This is a genomic window from Salsuginibacillus kocurii DSM 18087 (assembly GCF_000377705.1).
GTDB lineage: Bacteria > Bacillota > Bacilli > Bacillales > Marinococcaceae > Salsuginibacillus > Salsuginibacillus kocurii.
In genome coordinates this window covers 155655-175251 of sequence record NZ_KB898629.1, presented here as the reverse complement: position 1 = coordinate 175251, position 19597 = coordinate 155655, and the positions used below count along the sequence as shown (strand labels likewise).

Below are 19597 nucleotides of genomic sequence, written 5' to 3'. Positions count from 1 at the left end.
CCATGTATTCAAAAGACATGCTATGTTCAAAAACACTCCTCTCCGTGCTTACTCATCCTCCTTTTTTTCTTCCTCAATAATGATATTTTCAAAAGAGTCGAATAAGTCTCTTATCTGATGCAAGTCTTCAATATTTAATTTGGTTAAATATTTTTCAACAATCATATCTTCCGCTTGCTTAAATTCTTCTTTTATTTTTTCTCCTTTCTTTCCAACACTCAGGTCCATTTCCCTGCGATTATCTTTATTAATAGTTCGAACGATTATATCTTGTTCTTCCAGCTTGTTTAAGGCTTGGCTGACGGCACTTTTGGAAATATCGAAGTATTCAGCTATACCTGACATCGTTACATTTTCACTATAAAAAATGAACATTAAGATCGCTTCTTGCCGCTTTGTTAAGCTGATCTCACTTATTGGCATTTTCTTTAACAGACGACGGTTAATACGAGTTAGCGATTCAGTAATTTCATTAAAAGCTTGCTGATGTTCATGCATGCATATCTCCTCTTTTCTTTTTAACCATTAAGAAACCATAACTTTTCAAACATTTAACTAATTAACAATTGAATAGTTAAGAAAATTAACAGTTTAAACACTAACAGATTAATCATTCATTGTCTTTATTTAAACCCGATTTTGTGTGAATGTTTTTTGAAGACCGCTCTTAATAGCCAGGTTGATGATATACGTTCGCGCTAAGGATCATGTTTCACTTACTGCTCAGGTAGGAATGGATTCTACTCCCTTCCCCCAATTTCACGTTTAATCAAAAGGGATTCAGGTAATCGGATAGAAAATTATGCTTCGGTGTTCAGTTCGTTGCTAGTCTCTCTGAACAGATTTTTCTTTTCACCGGAAAGGAGCTTTTTATGTCTACCGTTGAACAAAATATTTCCTTAGTTAAAGACTTTACGTATTCACGTGATTTAACCCGCCGAATTGTTGAGCCACTAGAAGTTGAAGATTTCGGCATTCAAGCTATGACTGATGTTAGTCCGCCTAAATGGCATCTAGCTCATACGACTTGGTTTTATGAAGACTTTATACTTAAACAATATAAAGAAAACTACAATTATGTATTTGAAGATACGCGCAAATTGTTTAACTCCTATTACGAAACGTTAAGCAAACCTTTTCCAAAATCACAGCGCGGTCTGATTTCACGCCCAACCGTTCAACAAATCTTTGATTACCGCAATAAGGTAGAAGAACAAGTACTCGAGCTATTAAACGAGAGCGGCCAGGTTGACGAGCAGCTAACCTTTTTCATTCGTCTTGGGATTTGGCATGAACAACAGCATCAAGAACTGCTGCTTACGGATATGAAATACAATTTTTCAGTGAATCCACTTTTGCCTGTTTATAAAGAAGGACGGGCAGAGACTGAAGGCATAACCTTCCACCAGCCAGTAGAATGGAAAGCGTTTGAAGAAGGGCTTACGCTGGTAGGTACGAACGATGCCAGCGGATCGTTTGATAACGAGCAGCCTGAACACAAGCACTATCTCTACCCGTTTCAAATTGCTAATCGGCCGGTAACGAATGGAGAATATATCGCATTTATTGAAGATGGCGGCTATACCACCCCGGATTACTGGTTATCAGAAGGATGGAGTACAGTGCAGGAGGAAGAATGGCATGCTCCGCTTTATTGGTGGAAAGAAGACGGAACGTGGTATCACTTCACGCTTGCCGGAGCGCAGCCGCTTGATAAAACGCAACCAGTAAGCCATGTAAGTTATTATGAAGCAGATGCTTTTGCTCGTTGGGCAGGCTGCCGTTTACCTAGTGAACAAGAGTGGGAACACGCCTTTAAGACAGAAAACATCGAAGGAAACTTTTTAGAGACGTACCTTTATGATGAATCCAGGGCTCAGCACAACACAGTTTTTGGTACCGTGTGGGAATGGACTCGTAGTCCTTACAGCCCTTATCCAGAAAGCGCCAGACCAGACGGGGCATTAGGGGAATATAACGCAAAATTCATGAGCAACCAGATGGTCCTACGCGGTGGTTCGACCGCCACACCCCAAGGACATATTCGCCCGACGTACCGGAATTTCTTTCACCCGGATAAACGTTGGCAGTTTAGCGGGATTCGCTTGGCAAAAGACGGCCGAGTGTAAGACTGGGGATTTGAGAAGGCTGAGTTACCGGTAATAAATTCGGTCGTTCATGAAGTGAAGACCTGGTCGATCTCGCCTTCGTCATGTGGAAAAAGAAGGTAAGACGAGACCATTCCGAACAATACTCAAAGCGGCTAGCCGACTTCTCCAAAGTAAACGACCTCAAATATAGGGAATCCTTTTCCCTCTCGTTTAATTTTTGCATATGTAAATGTCAGTTAACTCCTGCCATAGAAAGGAGCAATCGAAATGAAAGCTCTATTCTTAAATTGCTCACTAAAAGCAAGCAGTGACGAATCAAACACAAGTGCGTTGTTAGATAAGGTACGGTATTGGCTGCAACAAGAGCATGTCGAAACAGAAGAAATTCGAATTGCCGATTACCACATTGAACCCGGCATTTCCCGTGACATGGGAGGGGGCGATGAATGGCCGCAGATTAGGGAGAAAGTATTTGCAGCTGAGATCTTAATCATCGGCTCTCCTGTTTGGCTGGGAGAAAAGAGCAGTCTTTCTACGTTGGTGAAAGAACGCTTATATGCCTCCAGTGGCGAAACGAATCATAAAGGACAAGCGATCTACTATAACAAAGTAGCCGGCGCCATTATCACTGGCAACGAAGACGGCGCTAAAGACGCTTCAAAATCGCTTCTGTACAGCCTTCACAACATCGGTTATACCATCCCTCCGAATGCAGATGCATACTGGGTGGGAGAGGCCGGCCCCGGTCCCTCTTACATGGAAGCTGGCAAAGAAAATGAATTCACGCAAAAAAATACGAAAATGATGGCTTATAATTTAATTCATTTTGCCCGAATGTTAAAAGAGCTGCCTATCCCGACAAAAGGAAACGCAGAATAACGTTTATCCTCTTTTAATGAAATCAGCGGCGAAACTGCCGGTCAGTCTTGCCACACGGAGCTTGTATTTCACTTGTGTCAGTGATGAAAGCGTCCGCCAAAAGTGAAGAGATAAATCTCCATGTCGTTTAACAAAGCTTTAAAAATAAGGAGGATGTTTATGAGCTTTAACTGGAGCTTTGAGGTCGAGGGAAGTGCCGAGCAGATGAAGACTGAGCTGCACGCAAATGGGCATACCATTGTCATCTCCGAACCAGAGGATATGGGTGGAAAAGATGAAGGACTCGACCCGCTATCCACCTTTTTATCCTCGCTAGCTGGGTGTGAAAATGTTATCGCAAATATGGTCGCAAAAGAAATCGATTTTGATTTGAAATCGATTGGTTTTACAGTAAAAGGTGAGCTCGATTCACGCGGTCTTTTAGGACAAGAAGGCGTTCAACCATACTTTCACACGGTTTATATTGATGCTGAAGTGAACACGAGTGAGTCGCAAGCACGGATTGACGAGCTTCGTGAAAAAGTGGATGCCCGCTGCCCGGTTTATACGACATTGGAAGCAGCGGGGGTGGAGTTAAAAACCAATTGGACGAAAGCATGAGCCATATACGATACTTTCGGACGCTCTACCAGCTTCCGCCATGAAAGTGAGGCAGTTGGAGCGGCCAACACGTTAAAAAGAACTCCAATCCAAATAGCTGCGCAAAAAAAAGCCGAGTCCTTTGCACTGAAAGGCTCTCGGCTTTGGCTTTCTACTACTCTAAAGGCATTATATTTCCATTTTCATCAATCATTACGTTATAGGAATGGTCCGCCAGCCGCTGCCAAATCTTGTGCTGGTAGTCACTCCCTTGATCTATGATGACATCATCATCAATATAATATGGTTCAAAACCCATGGAGACGTCCCCTTCTTCCAACTTAAAACGAAGCAGTCCCGTTTCTGCATTCGGCCCGCTCACATAATCAGGGAAAAGGAAATTGCCAATCGAATAAGCTACAGGCACCTCATCAAAAAACTCAAATCCTTGCAACACATGAGGATGAGCTCCGATAATTGCATCTGCTCCTGCTTCTGCCATCGCTTGAGCATACGTACGCTGATAAGGTTCAGGCCACGGCTCCCCTTCAGTGCCCCAGTGCATATACACAAAGAGATAATCGGCCTTTTGCTCATGCTTTTGAATAATGTCTTGGACCCGCTCTTCCTGATAACCGCTCGCGATGCCCGGCTTTTCTTCACCTGCGTACCAATTCATAGTCGGTAACACGCGTGAAAAAGCAAGAATTTTTATCGTTTCCCCATCTATGTCTACACGGTGAGGCGTATACGCTTCTTCTTTATTACGTCCTGCACCCGTATGAGCAAGCGGTGATTGCTCGAGTGCTTCAATCGTATCAACCAAGCCTTTCTCTCTGTAGTCCATCGTATGGTTGTTAGCAAGCGAGACAAGATCAAAACCAGCTTCTGCGATTCCTTTTACATTCTCAGGGTCTGTTTTAAATGTATATTGCTTGTCGTATGGATCTGTCGCAGTGGTGACAGCCGTCTCCAGGTTGGCAACCGCATAGTCGGCCTCATGAATCGCTTTGCTCACGTGTTTAAACGGATAGTAAGAGCCATGTGCGGCTATGGTCTCCTCAAGCGACCACTCAAACATGACGTCACCGACAAAAACTAATTCGGTCGAAGCTTGATCTTCTTCTGTACTTGCTGCTTCATCCACAGCCTGTTCTGTTTCCATTGGAGGCTGAGCGGCCTCCTCTTGTTCACGTTCCTCATAAATCTCTTCCTCTGTCTCCCACGTTTTTGCAGCAGTTTCTTTTTGCTCTGCTTTTCCGGCTTCCTTTTCTCCCTCATTACAAGCTGTTAACCAACTCATTAACAGAAGGAGAAGAATTCCTGTCCGTTTCATGTTATTCCCTCTCTACCCTTTACTCTTAAAATAATTGAACGTTACTGATTCTGCTTGGTCCATTCGCTTACGAGCATACTATATACTTCCTGGTCAAAAAATTGCCCGTTTACTTGTTCCGCTTCTCGCAGCCGGCCTTCATGAACAAAGGTAAGCCTTTCTGGAATCGCTCTACTTTTCACATTTTCTGTAGCTGCCCGTATATCAATGCGGCGCGTATCCAGCTCAGCAAAGGCATAATCAATCATTGCTTTCACTGCTTGAGTCATTAATCCTTTGCCCTGATAAATAGGTGAAAGCCAATAACCAATATGTACTGATTTATTTGCCTGGTCGATGAGATTAAAACTAACTAAGCCAATCTTCTGGCCGTGAGAGACAAGCACAGCTGTTAAGCTAGTTTGCTTTTCGTAACCGTCTAACGCTTGTTCGATAAATACTTCTGTATCTGCTTGTTCTTCCGTACCATCAACCCATGGTAAAAAGGTGCGCAATTCATTGCGAGCGTTGTCGATCACCGAAAATAAGTCAGAGGCATCCTCTTTTTCAATTCGTTTTAACGTCAGATCATCTGATACTTTTATGTCAAACATACTCCCTCTCCTCTGCTATTCTCGTTTAAAACATATTTATTTTTACATAAAAAGGAGTAGAATGGAAGGTTTTGGCCACTATTTCCGCAAATACGATGATATTCTGTTTGGTCCCTGCTTTAACATAGGCAGTTACGCCGATAAACGAGCACACTTCTCGGTTTTGTTTGTCAGCGTTAGTCACTTCCCTGTCCTAAAAAAATAAATGTTAAACTACTTGCTATTCACATTGAACCAGTGTACTATTTAACTATAACACTGATACAAAACAAAACGGAGGGATTCATCGTGGCTACATGGCTTGCATTGACCAAGAAGGAATTGAGGCTCGGTTGGCTTCCTTTTCTTATCGCACTTTCTGCTATGTTCATTACCTTAATATTAACCGTCTATCAGAGTGCCCGCGGAGATTTTTTCGCTGAAGGATTGCTTATTTTCGGTGTACTGGCTATGCTATCGACCATTTTCTACATGTCTTATTACTTGTTGGTCAGCTTAGCACGTGAAACAAAACGACTGCATTTATGGCTGCACCATCCATTGCCCGGCAGCGCACTTTTACTTTCTAAAATCTCAAGTGGGGTCCTGTATCAAATCATTACGACCGTTTTAATCAGCATTCCTGTCTTGATAGGAGTCATTCTGACGCCAGAGATTATTGAGTTTCGCAGCTGGTTTGACTGGGGGGCAACATATCTATTTATCTTTATCCACCTTCTCTTAATTGCTCTTCATTTTTGTGTATGGCTGTTAGTCTTTTGGAGCCTGTTTCTCTGGGTGAAACGAGCAGCTCCTACGTTTTTAAGCGTAGTTCTTACCGTGATTTTCGCCATGGCTGCTTTTGCACTGTACAGCTGGTTTTCTACCACGGGCGTTTACGTGGCCCTTACCCACTGGGGTGCGATCAATGTAGAGAATCTCTTACTGTCTCTAAATATTACATTGGGAAATTTAAGTGCAGGGGCCGAAGCTTTTACCATTTACGCTGGTCATTATGTCTATCAATTTATCCTGACGATCCTTTTATTCTTTTTAACCGCCTGGATCATTGACCGAAAAGTTGAGGTGTAGTTCATGACTGAGTCCTTTGCATCCACCCGCCCCATTTATTTGCAACTAGCAGACCGAATCAACCGCCAAATCGTACGTGGTGATTTAAAACTTGGGGATAAACTGCCGTCGGTTCGTGAAATGGCAATTGAATCCAACGTTAATCCCAACACTGTGCAGCGAACCTATCGTGAACTCGAAGCAATGGGCGTCGCCGAAAGCAGACGTGGCCAGGGAACATTTGTTAGAGAGGATGTTCATATGTTTACAGAGCTGAAAGAAAATTTAAAACGTGAAGAAATCGAAGAATTTGTACGTGTTATGCATGAATTAGGGCTTCAAGACCAGGAAATTCAAACAAGTTTGGCGGCGTTTCTAAATCGTACGAAGGAGGAAAACGATGATTGAATTGCAAAATGTACGCAAAACCTTTCTCTCCAGACCAGCATTAAAGGACGTCTCTCTCACTCTTGAGACAGGAAAAATGTACGGATTGATCGGGGAAAACGGGAGTGGTAAATCCACCACCTTAAAACTCATTGCCGGGTTAAACCATCCGACAGCTGGGACCATTACGGTGAATGGAAAAGAGGTGGACCGCCGCATCGCCACAGAAGTTGCTTACTTGTCAGAGCTCGATGAATATTATCCTTTTTACACCGTGCAGGACATGATTGACTTTTATGCCAGTCAATTCACTGACTTTAATACGAAAAAGGCTGCGGACATCCGCTCCTTTATGAACCTAGAACCAAAATCAAAAATTAAACACCTTTCTAAAGGGAATCGCGGCCGCCTGAAAATGGTACTCACTCTCGCCCGGGAAGTCCCAGTCCTCCTGCTCGACGAGCCATTTTCCGGATTAGATCCCATGGTCCGTGATTCCATTGTGAAAGGCATGCTTTCATTCATTGATTTGGACAATCAACTTGTATTAATCACTACTCATGAAATTAAAGAAGTAGAAAGCGTCCTTGATGAGATCATTGCCTTGAAAGAGGGCGATATCATTGGGCACCACAACGTTGATGATTTGCGTTTCGAAACTGGAATGAGCATCATCGACTGGATGACCGAACAATACAATTAAGGTAAATGCTACGTGACGGTGCAGTATATACCTCTGAAAAAATGAAAGGCACATGGCTGGACAGCTACCTATGCACCCCTGTGCTAACACGCTTACTAATGGTATGCAATGTTCAACATGCATCACATAATCATTACGAAGAAGCTGTTCCCCAAAGGATACAGCTTCTTTATGTACCATTATTACTACTTTGACTCTGCTGATCTACAGTTTAGGTTTCACCAACATATTTGGCTTTTTGCTTAAGCAGCAAATCGATATACACTTTCTTATCAAGCAGTTTGAATATAAAAAGCGCTCGTTCATACGCTTGTTGGATTGATTCAAATCGATAGCCGCCAAGCCGTTCCATAGACTGGGCATAATAATAATAAAACTGCCCGAGCAGGGTTATATTTTCGATCGCCAGGCTGCGATTAATGCCTTCTTCCGCCCAATACAAAGATGCTTCATAATTAGCCCGGCGCGAGAGGGTCATGACTTTATTATAGAGCACACGCAAATGAAAAACGGAAAGGGAGCGGTTAGCTGGTTCTTTTGGAACATACGCTTCGTAAGCTAATGTGTGGTATCTCTCTGCTTGATCAAATTCATTTTGTTCTCCATAAATCGCTCCAATCGCGTTATAAATCCGCATATCTAAGCCTTCTTTTTTTATATCCAGCTCCGTTGTTTGCTCAAAAAGAGCCCTCAACTTCTGAATGGCCTCTTCTGCTTCTATTTTCTCAGTTTTATAGCTAGTAATTGTCTGATGCATCAGCAAATACGCATGCATCCACGAGCTTTCAATGGCGCCTGCCTTTAGTTCTTTTTTGGTTATTTCATAGACATCTTCGTATGCGTGGGCCGTGTTGGCATCTTCAATCATTCGAATCGTTTCTTCAACATATTCCGGGCGTCTATGTTCAAGCACCTGCAGGAAGTGGTCCATCGGCACATTTAATTTTAACGCAATATGATATAAAGTATCTAAAGCCGGCACCGCTTCTCCTTTTTCAATTTGGCTGATTGCCGGTTGTGAACAGATGTTAGAGGCGAGCTCGGTTTGCGTCATCTTCTGTTGTTTGCGAAGCATGGTGATTTCTTCTCCGAGAGAGCGAATAAACATCCTTCCCGCCTCCTTTTTGCATGAGTCATTTATCCTACATTTTACATCTTTATAAGCAGAATTGCACGCGTTTTATGTATACCTAGGGAGAGTGGAAATGATAAACTGCCCACCGGACGGCCATTTCATTGAAAAGCTAAAGGAGCCATCCACTTGGATCAGCTCCTTTGTTGTGCAGGTACTCCCCTGAGCCTAAAATGACAAGGCTTTTCCTGCTCTTATCCAATTCCACTACTTATATATTTAAAATCTCGCGTATATCTTCTTCGCTCATCGCGCCGACATCGGTCTCGCCGCTTTGGATTAACTTGTCGAACATATCTTTTTTCTTATACTGCAGCGATTGGATTTTTTCCTCGATCGTACCTTTCGTAATCAACTTCATTACGTTTACGACATTTTTTTGCCCAATGCGGTGGGCGCGGTCGGCTGCTTGTGCTTCGACAGCCGGATTCCACCATAAGTCAAACAAGACGACCGTATCCGCACCGGTTAAATTCAAACCGGTGCCGCCTGCTTTAAGCGAGATTAAAAATACGTCTCGCTCGCCGGCGTTAAAGCGGGTCGTACGCTCTACCCGTTCGGCTCCCGGCGTGCTGCCATCCAAATAAAAGTAATCAATCTCCCGTTCATCAAAAGCTTGCGAAATCAAGTCGAGCATGCCGGTGAACTGGGAAAAGACAAGCAGCCTGCTGCCGTTTTCAAGTGCCGTATCGACCGTTTCCTTCAGCTCTTCTAACTTGCCGGAATCACCCTGATAATCCTCAATAAACAAGCCGGGATGGCAGCAGAGCTGGCGCAGCCTCGTCAAGTTGCTTAAAATGTGCATCCGGCTTTTTTGAAAGCCTTCCGTTTCCATTTTTGCTGCTGTATCCTGTTGCACTTGTTCTAAATAAGCAAGGTAAAGCTTGCGCTGTTCTTTCGTTAACTCTGTATAGCGTTCATGCTCAATCTTCTCTGGCAGTTCAGTCAGCACTTCGCCTTTTGTGCGTCGCAAAATAAATGGGGCAGCTTTGCGCTGTATTTTTTCCATCGGCAGCTGTTTAAATTGCTTCCGTTCTGGAAAGATGCCCGGCATAATAACCGCAAATAATGACCATAATTCTTCTACCCGATTTTCGACAGGCGTGCCGCTCAGCGCAAAGGCCTGGGCCGCACGCAAGCTGCGAATCGCTTTAAACGTAAGGGACGTATTGTTTTTAAACGTCTGTGCTTCGTCTAAAAACACGCCTTGAAACACATAACCTTCGTATAAATCCACATCGCGGCGCAAGAGCGGATAGGAGGTGATATATAGATCAACCGTCTCTCTACTAGCTTCGAGCGCCTCACGCCGGACGTGCTTCGGTCCGTCGATGACTTGTACGTTCAAAGCAGGCGTGAAGGTCCGGGCTTCTTTTTCCCAATTGTAAACCAGTGAGGATGGTGCGACGACGAGAAAAGGCTGGGCTTCCGGGTCAGCCTCACGGGCATGAAGGATATAGGTTAGGGCCTGTAAGGTTTTCCCGAGTCCCATGTCATCTGCCAACACGCCGCCGAAGCCGTAACGGGCGAGTGATGTGAACCAGCGGAAACCACGGAGCTGATAGTCACGCAAGTCGGCCTGTAACTTTTCAGGTGCGTCTGCATCTACTGTCTCCGGCTGTTTGATGGCGCGAATGAGCTCGTCGTAAAGAGCTGAGCGCTGCACCATATTCGCCGCCGCATCCGCGTTATCTGCTTCTAAAGCGCGGTATTTCGGAAGAAGGGCCCGGCCGTCCATCAACTCATCAGCGGAGACGCCGCTTCCTTCCATGACATCACGGATTTTTTGCATCGTTTCGCCTTCGAGTGAAAGAAAGCGTCCGTTTTTCGTGCGGTGGTAGCTTTGCTTTGTCTCCAGGGCCTTTAACACATCATCCAGGTCATCCGGTGAAATGTCGTCGGTACGAAACTGTACGTCAAACCAACCCCCGCTCTCATCAATCGCAAAATCTACCGTGAAATCCGGCACGTCTTCAATGTACATATCCTGCGCTTCCGTTGTCATCGTCACCTGGCAGAGCTCTTCCAGCTTCGGCAGAATCCGTCCAAAAAAGCGACCCAGATTCTCACCGCCCGACAACGCAAGCCGGGTACCGTTAAAGCGGAAAGCTGCCTGTTCCATCAACCCCATCACCCGCTGTTCCGCCTTCACGTCGCGCGCTATATAAACCCCTTCCGACCGTTCTTCGGAAAAAGGGTCAATTGAAGTCTGCCCATAGGTGAAGTGCAACGCGGCAAGCAGTGTGTCCTCTTCCCGTGCTAAATGCAATACCGGTTCGCACGGGTCGGTGACGAGCTTGCCTTCTAAGGAGCCGTCGGTAAGCAGGAGATGATATCGATCAAGAACCGGGAAAATCGTTCCGGCCAGCACTTCCAGCTGATTGCGGTCCAGCGGCAGTCGTTTTGAATAAGAAGCACTGATTGCATCAAGCAACGGGCGCGCGGCCTGGTTGAGTTCATCGTTTAACTGGTAGACGGCTGCATCCGTATGAAGCAAATCACTGCCTGGAATCGTTTCAACCTCAAGCTCAGGGTGAAGCTGGCTAAGCCAGAGCGTATTGTCGCTTTCAAACAAAATAAACGGATCTGGATAGCTTTCTTCATGAAAGGAAAGCGGCACGAGTTCAGAGCTGTCTTCGACATAAACCTGTTCGGCTTCCTTGAGGACAGCAAACGTTTCATCTACGAAGGGAGGCACCACATCGATTTGTTCTTGCGGTGTCGTAAGGCCATACATGCGATTATATTCAAATTGCTCGTTGTGGTCCTGCAATCGTTTGAAAAAAGCAAGCTGCCTGGCAGTGTCTTCTGACACAACATGTTGGGCCGGGTCAAAGGTGAAACGGGTGGTCAGCATAAACGGCTCGCGGTTAGCTACCGCATCAAGAAATCCTTTAACATCTTTTACAAAATAAAGACGTTCCGTTCCAGCTTTTATTCGCAGCGCACAAGCTGCTTTAGGAAGCGTACGGTCTGGTGAAAACTTGAGGTTAAACTGGAGGTTTAATTCACTTTCCCCTTCGAACGCCTCTTCCTCTACAGGAGCTTCCGTCCAGGCATCGACAATTTGCGTCGTTAATTTATGAGTAAGGCGTTCATCGATGCGTTTAAGCTCGTGTTCCCACGATTTCCGCCAACTGCTGTCTCCTTTACTTGCAGACGTAGTGGGCACATCGTTTTTTTTCGGTTTTTTTGTGGTTGCCTTAAGCAATCCAGCGATCATATGCTTACAGACCGGCATATCACGCGCAGCCGGGCACGAACAGTAACGGTCGCCGAGTTCGCCATTGGCATAGACATCCATATCAACTTCATACATGGTTGAGCCCATCACATCAGCTTGGACGACAAAGTGGTTGCCTTCATCCATCACTGTTATGTCCATTACTTGGCCCATCTCAACAATTCCAGTGCCACGTTGAAAAATCCGTTCCGGTACGAGGTTTCGTATTGCTTGTCTTGTAAGTGGAAACATACATGTCTCTCCTGACTAATATCACAAAGCTGAATGTCTCGGGTCCAGACAGGGCGTTTATCCATCATCGCTATCTTATGGTCACCACAGGGACGTTTCTTTAAACGAAGGAACTAAGCCTTTTTCAGCCGCTCGCCCTAATAACTCTTCGATGGCTTGGTAGCCGCTTTCGCCCAGATCTCGGGTAAATTCATTGACATATAGGTCAATATGTTGTTTCGCTACTTCATCGTTCATTTCCTGCGCATGCTCACGCACGTAAGACTTGGTTTCGTCGGGATAGGCCCAGGCGTATTCAAGTGAAGCGCGAATATAGGAGGCAAGCGGTGCAGCGTCGAGTGACCGCTTCGCCACAATGGCGCCTAATGGGATCGGATGTCCGGTTGCTGTTTCCCACCAGGAACCGAGATCTTGCAATTCATGCAACCCGTATTCGGGATATGTAAAACGTGCTTCATGAATCACGAGGCCGGCATCGATTGTCCCTTCTGCCACCGCTGGCATAATCTCATGAAAAGGCATGACAAGTACGTGCCCTAACCCCCCCGGCACATGCTCTTCAGCCCACAATCGGAACAGTAAATAAGCAGTCGAACGTTCAGATGGCACTGCCACCGTCTTCCCACTAAGCTGCACAGGTTCAGTGTATGTGTCTTTTGTTAAGACGAGCGGCCCGCAGCCACGGCCGAGAGCGCCGCCGCACGGAAGAAGCTGATATTGGTCCAACACCCACGGCAGCGCACCATACGAAATTTTCATCATTTCCGGCCCTGTTCCTTGTTCGGCCCATTGGTTCGTCTGATCAATGTCTGCATACACCACCTCAGGAAGCGGGGCTTCAATTCGTCCGTGCGCCCACGCATAAAAAGTGAATGTGTCATTTGGACAAGGAGAATAAGCTATTTTCATGTTGTGAGAACCTCCTGTAACGCTTGTATCGCCTGTTCAAGTGCTTCTAATGCTTCTTTTATCTGCCAATTTTCACGGTCACGTGGTCCAACCGTGTTCGAAATCGCCCGGATTTCCAGGACAGGGATGTGATAGTGATTTGCTGCGGTGCCGACACCGTAGCCTTCCATCGCTTCAGCAGCTGCTTCAGGTTCTCTTGCTGCCAGTCGGTCAGCTGTTGCTTTAGAACCCGTGACCGTCGCCAGCGTTAACACCGGGGCCAGTACGGCTTCCACATTGGTAGCGACAAGTTGTTTTCGCCAGGCTGAGGCCAGGGCCGTTTCACAAGGGATACGTGTTTGCGCGAGGTTTAGCTCACTTGCCGGCTGGAATCCTCCATTCGTTTCCACCCCTAAATCAGCTGCTACCATCTCTGTCGCCAACACAACCGAGCCAACTGGTGCTCGCCCCCTGAATCCACCGCCAATTCCTGCGCTAATAACGAGGTCATACGTACCTTGAGTTTTAGCGAGAAAACTGGACGCCCGCGCCGCTGCTTCAATCGGACCGACACCAACTGCGGCCACATCAATAGAAGGTGCGTCACTCACCAATGGCGTCCGTGCTTGAGATTGGCTGATTCCACGTTCAACTGCTTCTTTTTCTACATCGACTGCAGTTAATATAGCAATATGCTTAGGGCTGCGAAGCGGCTCTTGGCTACTGTCAAAATTATTTTCCGGCAGAAGCATACCACATTCTCCCTTCCGCGTTGTTATCTACCTTTCATCGTATCATGCCAAAGGTTTATACGCACGTTTAACTTGAGACCTGTTAGCCCTCCGGTAAACTGCATAAAGTCAAATTGAGCAGTAGCGCTCATCTGCCAGTTGTTTGTCCCTTCCTTTACGCATCTACTCGCAGTCTGGCTACGTAAAAATTGTGCGCTATGGTATGCACTGTATCAAGGGCGTACGTCTCGTTCATATATTGTTTTAATTCTGCCAACGCCGCCTCCCGCTGTGATTCGTTCATCGCAGCCAACCACGATAAAGACGCGACTCGGTCACACCACGTATCCGCTGTAAAGGCTACATCATAGGGCCATTTAAACGTTTCCTGCAAATCAAAGCTAGCATTCTTCCATTCTTCAAACCACTCCACCGGAAAACTATGAATAAACTGTTTGGAGTAAGCTTTGGACCCCGCCGGTGCTGCTTTTCCACTTGTCATATGTGATTCAACTATTCGAAACGTTGCCTGCAGTAGTGGACTTCTTTTACTAAAGCCTGAATCCATCACGAGGAACTCCCCGCCTGGCTTTAATAGCCGTTTTACTTCTTTACTTGCAGCTGTTGTGTTCATCCAATGCCAGGCCCGCAAGACGGTTACCGTGTCTGCCATTTTTCCCGGAAGCCTCGTATCCTCTGCGTATTCCTGAATATACTTCACTGGACCGCTTCTTTCTTCTTCTAGTCTCACAGCCTCTTCTATCATTTCTTTCGAAGGTTCTACCCCGTAAACCCGCGCCCCACTTTTAGAAAGCTCCCGGCTCAGCACACCGCTTCCAGCTCCCAGGTCTACGACTGTATTGCCTCTTAACTTGGTTCCACGGTGTGTTAACCGTGGAATAACGTCTGCTGGAAGATCATTGCGCCCTTTAGCATATGCTTTGGAGACGTTGCCAAAATTTACAGCAGCTTTTTTCATCGAGTCACCTCTTCTTCAAGCCATTTGCCGAGATAGAGTTCATCTTCAAAATGCCCTCGTGCGTATAAAGAGCCCTTACGTACACCTTCTTCTTTGAACCCGCATTTCTTATAAAGATGTAAGGCAGGTGCGTTGCTCTGTAAGGTCGTTAATTCTAAGCGCTTCACCCCATTTTTTAGAGCCTGGTCTTCGAGAGCCTTCATAATAGCCATCCCCGTCCCCTTGCCTTGAGCCGCTTGTTTAACCCCGAGGACAAGGGCTGCGCGATGTTCGTTTTTCTTCAATTTTTCACCAAGCAGCAAGCCATAGCCTACCAAGTGCTTTGCCTGTTCAGCTACAAAAATAGTTAACTTCTCTTCTTCGCAAAAATGTTCAATCATCCGTCCGGCTTGGGCGGCAGTCAAATTTCGCTCACCTTTCTCATAGAGCATATATTCACTTTCGCTGTCAATTTTATTTAAAAGCTCAGCTAATGCCGACTCATCCCCCGGACCAGCCATACGTACATGCATACCCACCACTCCCCTTTTTATGTTGTTGTCTAATAACCCATCGACGAAACAACAAGAGCTCCTCTAAAATAGATCCTCTTTTTGCTCAGTAAACCGATAGCAAAACGGGTAAGCAAACAACGATACAGCAAATGTGCCCACTACTGCGAGCCAATAGGAGAGCCCGCTCACTTCTTCAATATTGATTAATGCTAAGATGAGTACCACGCCGATTAATGGCACAAAGTTAGAACGCCAGCGTGCTGTTTGCTGTAAATATTGAACAGAACCACAGACCGGGCATGTCGTTTCTCCGTCTCTATGCCTAAACGCTTGCTTCCAGGAAAAGATGTGGGCACATTTCCAGCAGCGGGGAAGTTTCACTTCTGTTCCCTCCTCTTTGTCACAGAACCTTTTAAAACGTGGGAGCAGGTTCGTAAAGAAAACTTGGCAAACCCAAGCCTGGGGCGTAGGCTGAACCTTCGTTGCACGTATACCGTTTCTTCAACTATTTGTACATTCTTACGGTGTAAAAAAGTTGCCGTGTTATGGCAACTTTTTCATTGATTCATTTAATTGATCTATTTTTGTCTGCAATCGTGTCTGATAATCAAGTGAAACGTTGTTCAACGCCCCTCGTAAAATCTCCTCCGAGTAATGAGCGGGCGGCGCCGCTTCTTCCACCTTATCAATGACAAAAAAGGTAAGCACATGACTGTGAGTACGACCTTTTTCATCTTCCACGTCAATAATCGCTGGACGGTACCAGTTTTGATCTACACCTTCTCGTTTGTATAAATAGTCGAGAGCGGCTTGAGGGCAATGGTACACCAAGCCCTCCACCCAGTCTTTTGGGTTGTTGGTTTCCACCACATCCGCGCGGCCGCCGTCAGGCCGGTAAATCGTATACTGAAGATCGCAGCCGTAGAGCGTACCGGTAAAAGAAATAGTAGTAAAATAAGAAGCCACCCCTGCATCTTTAAATCGTTCTTGGTCCATGCAGGAACCGTAAGCAAAATAAGAAACAGATGCTGGTTTGCGCTCATGAAACAAATGCAGCTTCCAATCGTTATAAGGAAGAGCAGGCCAGTTAGGATTTAAATCTGCCTCATACGTATGATACACCCAGGCAGTCACTGTGCCGACATCAGTAGAGACCAGCACTTGCGAACGGTCAAAGACGCGTTTGGAAGGATCCTCTACATAACCTTCCAATTTATCTAACTCCGGCCAAAGGGGAGTTGGAACATCGTATAATTCACCATAGATCCTACTCTCGGACTCCAGTGTCGCTATCGGATAGTTGCGATATGTATCATAAAGCTGACCACGGACCGAAGCTTGGCGCACCAGGCGCGTGGCTTCACGCAAAAAGTGGTCATTTCGTTCATGCTTCAACAACGTACCGTAAACAAATAAATAGGCCATTGGATGCCCCCCTCTTTGATAAGTGCCCAAGCTTTAGGTCCTGTTTCTCTACTAGCTACGCCTTTTCTTTATTCCCATCAACCACAAGGTCAAGCTTGCCTGTTTCAGGGTCTATCAGTAAGCCGTGTACTCTCGTATCATCCGGGAGTAGTGGATGACGACGTAACGCGTCCACACTTTCCTTGATGTTCTCTTCTTCGCTCTCAAAACCAGTTAGCCACTCAGCCGCACCGTTTTCTTTTTCAAAATGTTCGTGAATGCTTTCTGCCTCTGAACTACGTTTATACGCTTTTTCTAGAATTCTATCTCCGGTCAGTCCTGTCATGCCGCAGCCGTGATGACCGATAATAAACACTTCTTCAGCCGTGAGTTCATACAAAGCCACGAGAATGCTGCGCACCACGCTGTCACTCGGATTCGTAATAACAGCCCCAGCATTTTTAATGATTTTCATTTCACCATTGTGCAAATGAATCGCCTTCGGAAGTAATTCAGTTAAACGCGTATCCATGCAAGTTAGAATTACAGCTTTTTTGTCAGGAAACTTAGAAGTCACATAAGGCTCATACCCTTTCTCTTCTACAAATGTATGATTGTAACGTAAAATATCATCCAATAAATTTGCCATCATATTCACCTCAGATTATTATAAAAATAGTTTGCATCATTAAAAAAAATCCTTCATAGACGCTGGCACAATGAAAGAACCGGAAGAACACTCTCCACCGAAATCAGCAGCACAAAATGCCATCATGATGTAAACAAGATTCTGAATTTCATAAAAAGGATATTGATAAAAATCTAAGCCGAGATTTGCATTCTGTCAAGTTGAAAGAAAATTCACAGCCACAAAGACCCTAGTAAGACCATTTGTCTATCTTATGATAAACTGGGACCTAAAAGAAACATACGTCAGGCAGGAGTGTACACCATTGTTTCAAAACATTCGCAAACACGCTAAAAAAAGTGACATTTTCTTCTGTATTCTCGCAGGCATATTTGCCATCATAACCGTCCCCTTGCGCTTTGACCCTTTAATGACAACGATTTTTGTTGGGATGGTCCTTTCGTGTTATCTTTTTGCGCGCAACATCAAGCGTTCGATTGAAAAAGAAGAAGGCAACGCCTCAAAGTCAAAATAGGACAAAGCGAATTGGGCTGAAAAAGGTGCCCACCAGCAAAAAGAGAGAAAAGGGGAGGTGCGGAGGAAGAGCGCGGATACTAGCATGTTAAGCGGCATGCGCGTAGGTTACGTGCGGCTGTGCAGAGGATACGCGGGATTGCACTACCGGAGTGCAGTCCCGCGCGAGTGCCGCATGACAAAACCTGAATGCGGCGTCGCCTCCCTTTAGTGCTTCGTCATGTAGGAGCCAACCTGGATCCTCGAAGCAGCCAACAGTCTCCTATCTTCGCTTAAACTTAGCGGCGCAAATTCTCGAGAATGGTCGCATTTGCCATGCCTAACCCTTCGCAAATTGCAATCAAGCCGTGTTCCGCACCGCTTCGTTTCATTTCATGGACGAGCGTTGTGGTAATCCGAGCACCGGTTGCGCCAAGTGGGTGCCCGAGTGCAATCGCCCCGCCTAATTTATTTAATTTTTCACGGTCTCCGTTTAATTCATTGAGCCAATGGAGGGGGACCGGTGCAAATGCTTCGTTGACTTCAACGAGATCAATAGCTTCCAACTCCATCCCTGCCTTCTTCAACGCTTGCCGAGTAGCTGGAACTGGCCCGGTCAACATCATCGTTGGATCTGAGCCAACCACCACTCTTGATTTAAGGCGGGCAAGCGGCTTTAACCCGAGGGATTCCGCATGTTCTTCAGCCATTAATAGGACTGCTGCTGCCCCGTCGCTCATCTGTGAGGCATTGCCTGCGGTAATGACGCCATCTTCTCGGAAAGCCGGTTGAAGTCCGGCGAGTACCTCTTCATTGGAGCCTGGGCGCGGACCTTCGTCAGCACTAACAATTTCATGTTCTCCTTCATGATTTAATACAGCCATCGGCAACATTTCGTCATCAAAATAGCCTGCTTCTTGCGCAAGTAAAGCACGGCGATGGCTCTCTGCTGCGTATGCATCTAAGTCCTGGCGTGAAAAGCCGTTCTGTTCAGCAATCCGCTCAGCAGACAAGCCTTGGTTAATCATCTCATAACGACGGGTTAAATCAGGACTGTAAGGGTCTTCTCCTAGGTTTTTAAACATTGGGACTCTTGTCATGCTTTCTACACCGCATGCAATCACCGTATCCATATCTCCACTCATAATAGCTTGCGCCCCGAAATGGATGGCTTGTAAACTCGACCCACATTGACGATCAAGCGTTACACCAGGCACCGTAATTGGAAAATCGGCCATTAAGGCAGCCGTTCGAGCGATATCAGGTGCTTGCTCTTCGATTTGTGTTACACATCCAGCAATTACATCATCAATTTCAGCCGGGTCAATCCCCGCTTTGGCCACTGTTTCTTTCAAGGTAGCGGCCAGCATTTCATCGGGCCGCTTACTCGAAAGCAACCCTTTCCGTCGACCTACTGGTGTGCGGAATGCTTCGACGATCACTACATTTCTCATGTTTCCTTCCCCCTTTTAATCACCATCAATCGTTTTCTCCTTAACGTGAGTTACTATAAACTTATATATCTCATACCCGCTCATGTGGCTTGTCAAAAGAGAATGATTGCTCATTCATTTTATAGGAAGAATTTTCATAGTTTTATAAAATGTAGCATAGCTTTACCTTGCCGTCAAAAAGAAGACAACGAAGGATTAATTCCTAAACGTTATAAAAAGGTACAAATAGATCTTTTCTATTAGCTCTACTTCAGCTCTTAA

Annotated in this window: 20 protein-coding genes; 7 read left to right on the top strand and 13 right to left on the bottom strand. The window is 45.7% G+C overall.

Annotated elements, in window-relative coordinates:
• Positions 1-48 precede the first annotated feature (48 nt).
• Positions 49-498 (bottom strand): MarR family winged helix-turn-helix transcriptional regulator, encoded by a 450-nt coding sequence (locus D469_RS0114300; protein WP_018924088.1) that lies wholly within the window; start codon positions 496-498, stop codon positions 49-51.
• A gap of 374 nt (positions 499-872) precedes the next feature.
• Here D469_RS0114300 and egtB point away from each other — a divergent pair, with 374 nt between their 5' ends.
• From egtB to D469_RS0114285, 3 genes are all read left to right on the top strand, one after another.
• Positions 873-2129: an ergothioneine biosynthesis protein EgtB gene (egtB, locus tag D469_RS0114295; protein WP_018924087.1), complete on the top strand. Its 1257-nt coding sequence runs from the start codon at positions 873-875 to the stop codon at positions 2127-2129.
• Positions 2130-2378: 249 nt separating this feature from the next.
• Positions 2379-2990, top strand: a complete 612-nt coding sequence (locus tag D469_RS0114290) for a flavodoxin family protein (RefSeq protein ID WP_018924086.1) — start codon at positions 2379-2381, stop codon at positions 2988-2990.
• 159 nt (positions 2991-3149) lie between these two features.
• On the top strand, positions 3150-3590 hold the full coding sequence (locus D469_RS0114285; RefSeq protein WP_018924085.1) for an OsmC family protein: 441 nt from the start codon (positions 3150-3152) through the stop codon (positions 3588-3590).
• 154 nt (positions 3591-3744) lie between these two features.
• Here D469_RS0114285 and D469_RS20455 read toward each other — a convergent pair whose 3' ends face one another.
• A complete protein-coding gene (locus D469_RS20455) occupies positions 3745-4905 on the bottom strand; it encodes a CapA family protein (protein ID WP_018924084.1) in 1161 nt (386 codons plus the stop codon).
• 41 nt (positions 4906-4946) lie between these two features.
• Positions 4947-5498, bottom strand: coding sequence for a GNAT family N-acetyltransferase (locus D469_RS0114275; RefSeq protein ID WP_018924083.1), 552 nt, complete (start codon positions 5496-5498; stop codon positions 4947-4949).
• A 288-nt stretch (positions 5499-5786) separates the two neighbouring features.
• On the opposite strand from D469_RS0114275, the gene D469_RS0114270 reads away from it, so the two are divergent.
• Genes D469_RS0114270 through D469_RS0114260 form a run of 3 tightly spaced genes read left to right on the top strand, consistent with a single transcriptional unit; the run spans position 5787 to position 7638 of the window.
• Entirely contained in the window at positions 5787-6569 is a 783-nt protein-coding gene (locus D469_RS0114270) for a hypothetical protein (RefSeq protein WP_018924082.1), read from the top strand.
• 3 nt (positions 6570-6572) lie between these two features.
• Positions 6573-6956 (top strand): GntR family transcriptional regulator, encoded by a 384-nt coding sequence (locus D469_RS0114265; RefSeq protein WP_018924081.1) that lies wholly within the window; start codon positions 6573-6575, stop codon positions 6954-6956.
• A complete protein-coding gene (locus D469_RS0114260; RefSeq protein WP_018924080.1) occupies positions 6949-7638 on the top strand; it encodes an ABC transporter ATP-binding protein in 690 nt (229 codons plus the stop codon). The genes D469_RS0114265 and D469_RS0114260 overlap by 8 nt, the downstream gene beginning before the upstream one ends.
• A gap of 211 nt (positions 7639-7849) precedes the next feature.
• On the opposite strand, the gene D469_RS0114255 is transcribed toward D469_RS0114260, so the two are convergent.
• The 9 genes from D469_RS0114255 to D469_RS0114215 form a co-directional block, all read right to left on the bottom strand.
• Complete coding sequence (locus tag D469_RS0114255; protein WP_018924079.1) at positions 7850-8746, bottom strand: helix-turn-helix domain-containing protein; 897 nt, start codon at positions 8744-8746, stop codon at positions 7850-7852.
• Between the two features lie 235 nt (positions 8747-8981).
• Complete coding sequence (locus D469_RS0114250) at positions 8982-12245, bottom strand: DEAD/DEAH box helicase (RefSeq protein ID WP_018924078.1); 3264 nt, start codon at positions 12243-12245, stop codon at positions 8982-8984.
• A gap of 81 nt (positions 12246-12326) precedes the next feature.
• Complete coding sequence (locus D469_RS0114245) at positions 12327-13154, bottom strand: 1,4-dihydroxy-6-naphtoate synthase (protein WP_018924077.1); 828 nt, start codon at positions 13152-13154, stop codon at positions 12327-12329.
• Positions 13151-13885, bottom strand: a complete 735-nt coding sequence (locus D469_RS0114240) for a futalosine hydrolase (RefSeq protein ID WP_018924076.1) — start codon at positions 13883-13885, stop codon at positions 13151-13153. Before D469_RS0114240 ends, D469_RS0114245 begins: the two co-directional genes overlap by 4 nt.
• 154 nt (positions 13886-14039) lie before the next feature.
• Complete coding sequence (locus tag D469_RS0114235) at positions 14040-14843, bottom strand: class I SAM-dependent methyltransferase (protein WP_018924075.1); 804 nt, start codon at positions 14841-14843, stop codon at positions 14040-14042.
• Complete coding sequence (locus D469_RS0114230) at positions 14840-15355, bottom strand: GNAT family N-acetyltransferase (protein ID WP_018924074.1); 516 nt, start codon at positions 15353-15355, stop codon at positions 14840-14842. The genes D469_RS0114235 and D469_RS0114230 overlap by 4 nt, the downstream gene beginning before the upstream one ends.
• 63 nt (positions 15356-15418) lie before the next feature.
• On the bottom strand, positions 15419-15718 hold the full coding sequence (locus D469_RS21285) for a TIGR04104 family putative zinc finger protein (protein ID WP_018924073.1): 300 nt from the start codon (positions 15716-15718) through the stop codon (positions 15419-15421).
• A gap of 162 nt (positions 15719-15880) precedes the next feature.
• Complete coding sequence (locus tag D469_RS0114220; protein WP_018924072.1) at positions 15881-16762, bottom strand: gamma-glutamylcyclotransferase family protein; 882 nt, start codon at positions 16760-16762, stop codon at positions 15881-15883.
• Between the two features lie 55 nt (positions 16763-16817).
• On the bottom strand, positions 16818-17390 hold the full coding sequence (locus tag D469_RS0114215) for a beta-class carbonic anhydrase (RefSeq protein ID WP_018924071.1): 573 nt from the start codon (positions 17388-17390) through the stop codon (positions 16818-16820).
• Between the two features lie 304 nt (positions 17391-17694).
• On the opposite strand from D469_RS0114215, the gene D469_RS0114210 reads away from it, so the two are divergent.
• Positions 17695-17904, top strand: a complete 210-nt coding sequence (locus D469_RS0114210; RefSeq protein ID WP_018924070.1) for a hypothetical protein — start codon at positions 17695-17697, stop codon at positions 17902-17904.
• Positions 17905-18181: 277 nt separating this feature from the next.
• Here D469_RS0114210 and D469_RS0114205 read toward each other — a convergent pair whose 3' ends face one another.
• Positions 18182-19336, bottom strand: a complete 1155-nt coding sequence (locus D469_RS0114205) for a thiolase family protein (RefSeq protein WP_018924069.1) — start codon at positions 19334-19336, stop codon at positions 18182-18184.
• Positions 19337-19597 lie beyond the last annotated feature (261 nt).

Coding starts and splice junctions, on each gene's coding strand:
- D469_RS0114300 (WP_018924088.1), bottom strand. CDS start 498: ATGCATGAACATCAGCAAGCTTTTAATGAAATTACTGAATCGCTAACT.
- egtB (WP_018924087.1), top strand. CDS start 873: ATGTCTACCGTTGAACAAAATATTTCCTTAGTTAAAGACTTTACGTAT.
- D469_RS0114290 (WP_018924086.1), top strand. CDS start 2,379: ATGAAAGCTCTATTCTTAAATTGCTCACTAAAAGCAAGCAGTGACGAA.
- D469_RS0114285 (WP_018924085.1), top strand. CDS start 3,150: ATGAGCTTTAACTGGAGCTTTGAGGTCGAGGGAAGTGCCGAGCAGATG.
- D469_RS20455 (WP_018924084.1), bottom strand. CDS start 4,905: ATGAAACGGACAGGAATTCTTCTCCTTCTGTTAATGAGTTGGTTAACA.
- D469_RS0114275 (WP_018924083.1), bottom strand. CDS start 5,498: ATGTTTGACATAAAAGTATCAGATGATCTGACGTTAAAACGAATTGAA.
- D469_RS0114265 (WP_018924081.1), top strand. CDS start 6,573: ATGACTGAGTCCTTTGCATCCACCCGCCCCATTTATTTGCAACTAGCA.
- D469_RS0114260 (WP_018924080.1), top strand. CDS start 6,949: ATGATTGAATTGCAAAATGTACGCAAAACCTTTCTCTCCAGACCAGCA.
- D469_RS0114255 (WP_018924079.1), bottom strand. CDS start 8,746: ATGTTTATTCGCTCTCTCGGAGAAGAAATCACCATGCTTCGCAAACAA.
- D469_RS0114250 (WP_018924078.1), bottom strand. CDS start 12,245: ATGTTTCCACTTACAAGACAAGCAATACGAAACCTCGTACCGGAACGG.
- D469_RS0114245 (WP_018924077.1), bottom strand. CDS start 13,154: ATGAAAATAGCTTATTCTCCTTGTCCAAATGACACATTCACTTTTTAT.
- D469_RS0114240 (WP_018924076.1), bottom strand. CDS start 13,885: ATGCTTCTGCCGGAAAATAATTTTGACAGTAGCCAAGAGCCGCTTCGC.
- D469_RS0114235 (WP_018924075.1), bottom strand. CDS start 14,843: ATGAAAAAAGCTGCTGTAAATTTTGGCAACGTCTCCAAAGCATATGCT.
- D469_RS0114230 (WP_018924074.1), bottom strand. CDS start 15,355: ATGCATGTACGTATGGCTGGTCCGGGGGATGAGTCGGCATTAGCTGAG.
- D469_RS0114220 (WP_018924072.1), bottom strand. CDS start 16,762: ATGGCCTATTTATTTGTTTACGGTACGTTGTTGAAGCATGAACGAAAT.
- D469_RS0114215 (WP_018924071.1), bottom strand. CDS start 17,390: ATGGCAAATTTATTGGATGATATTTTACGTTACAATCATACATTTGTA.
- D469_RS0114205 (WP_018924069.1), bottom strand. CDS start 19,336: ATGAGAAATGTAGTGATCGTCGAAGCATTCCGCACACCAGTAGGTCGA.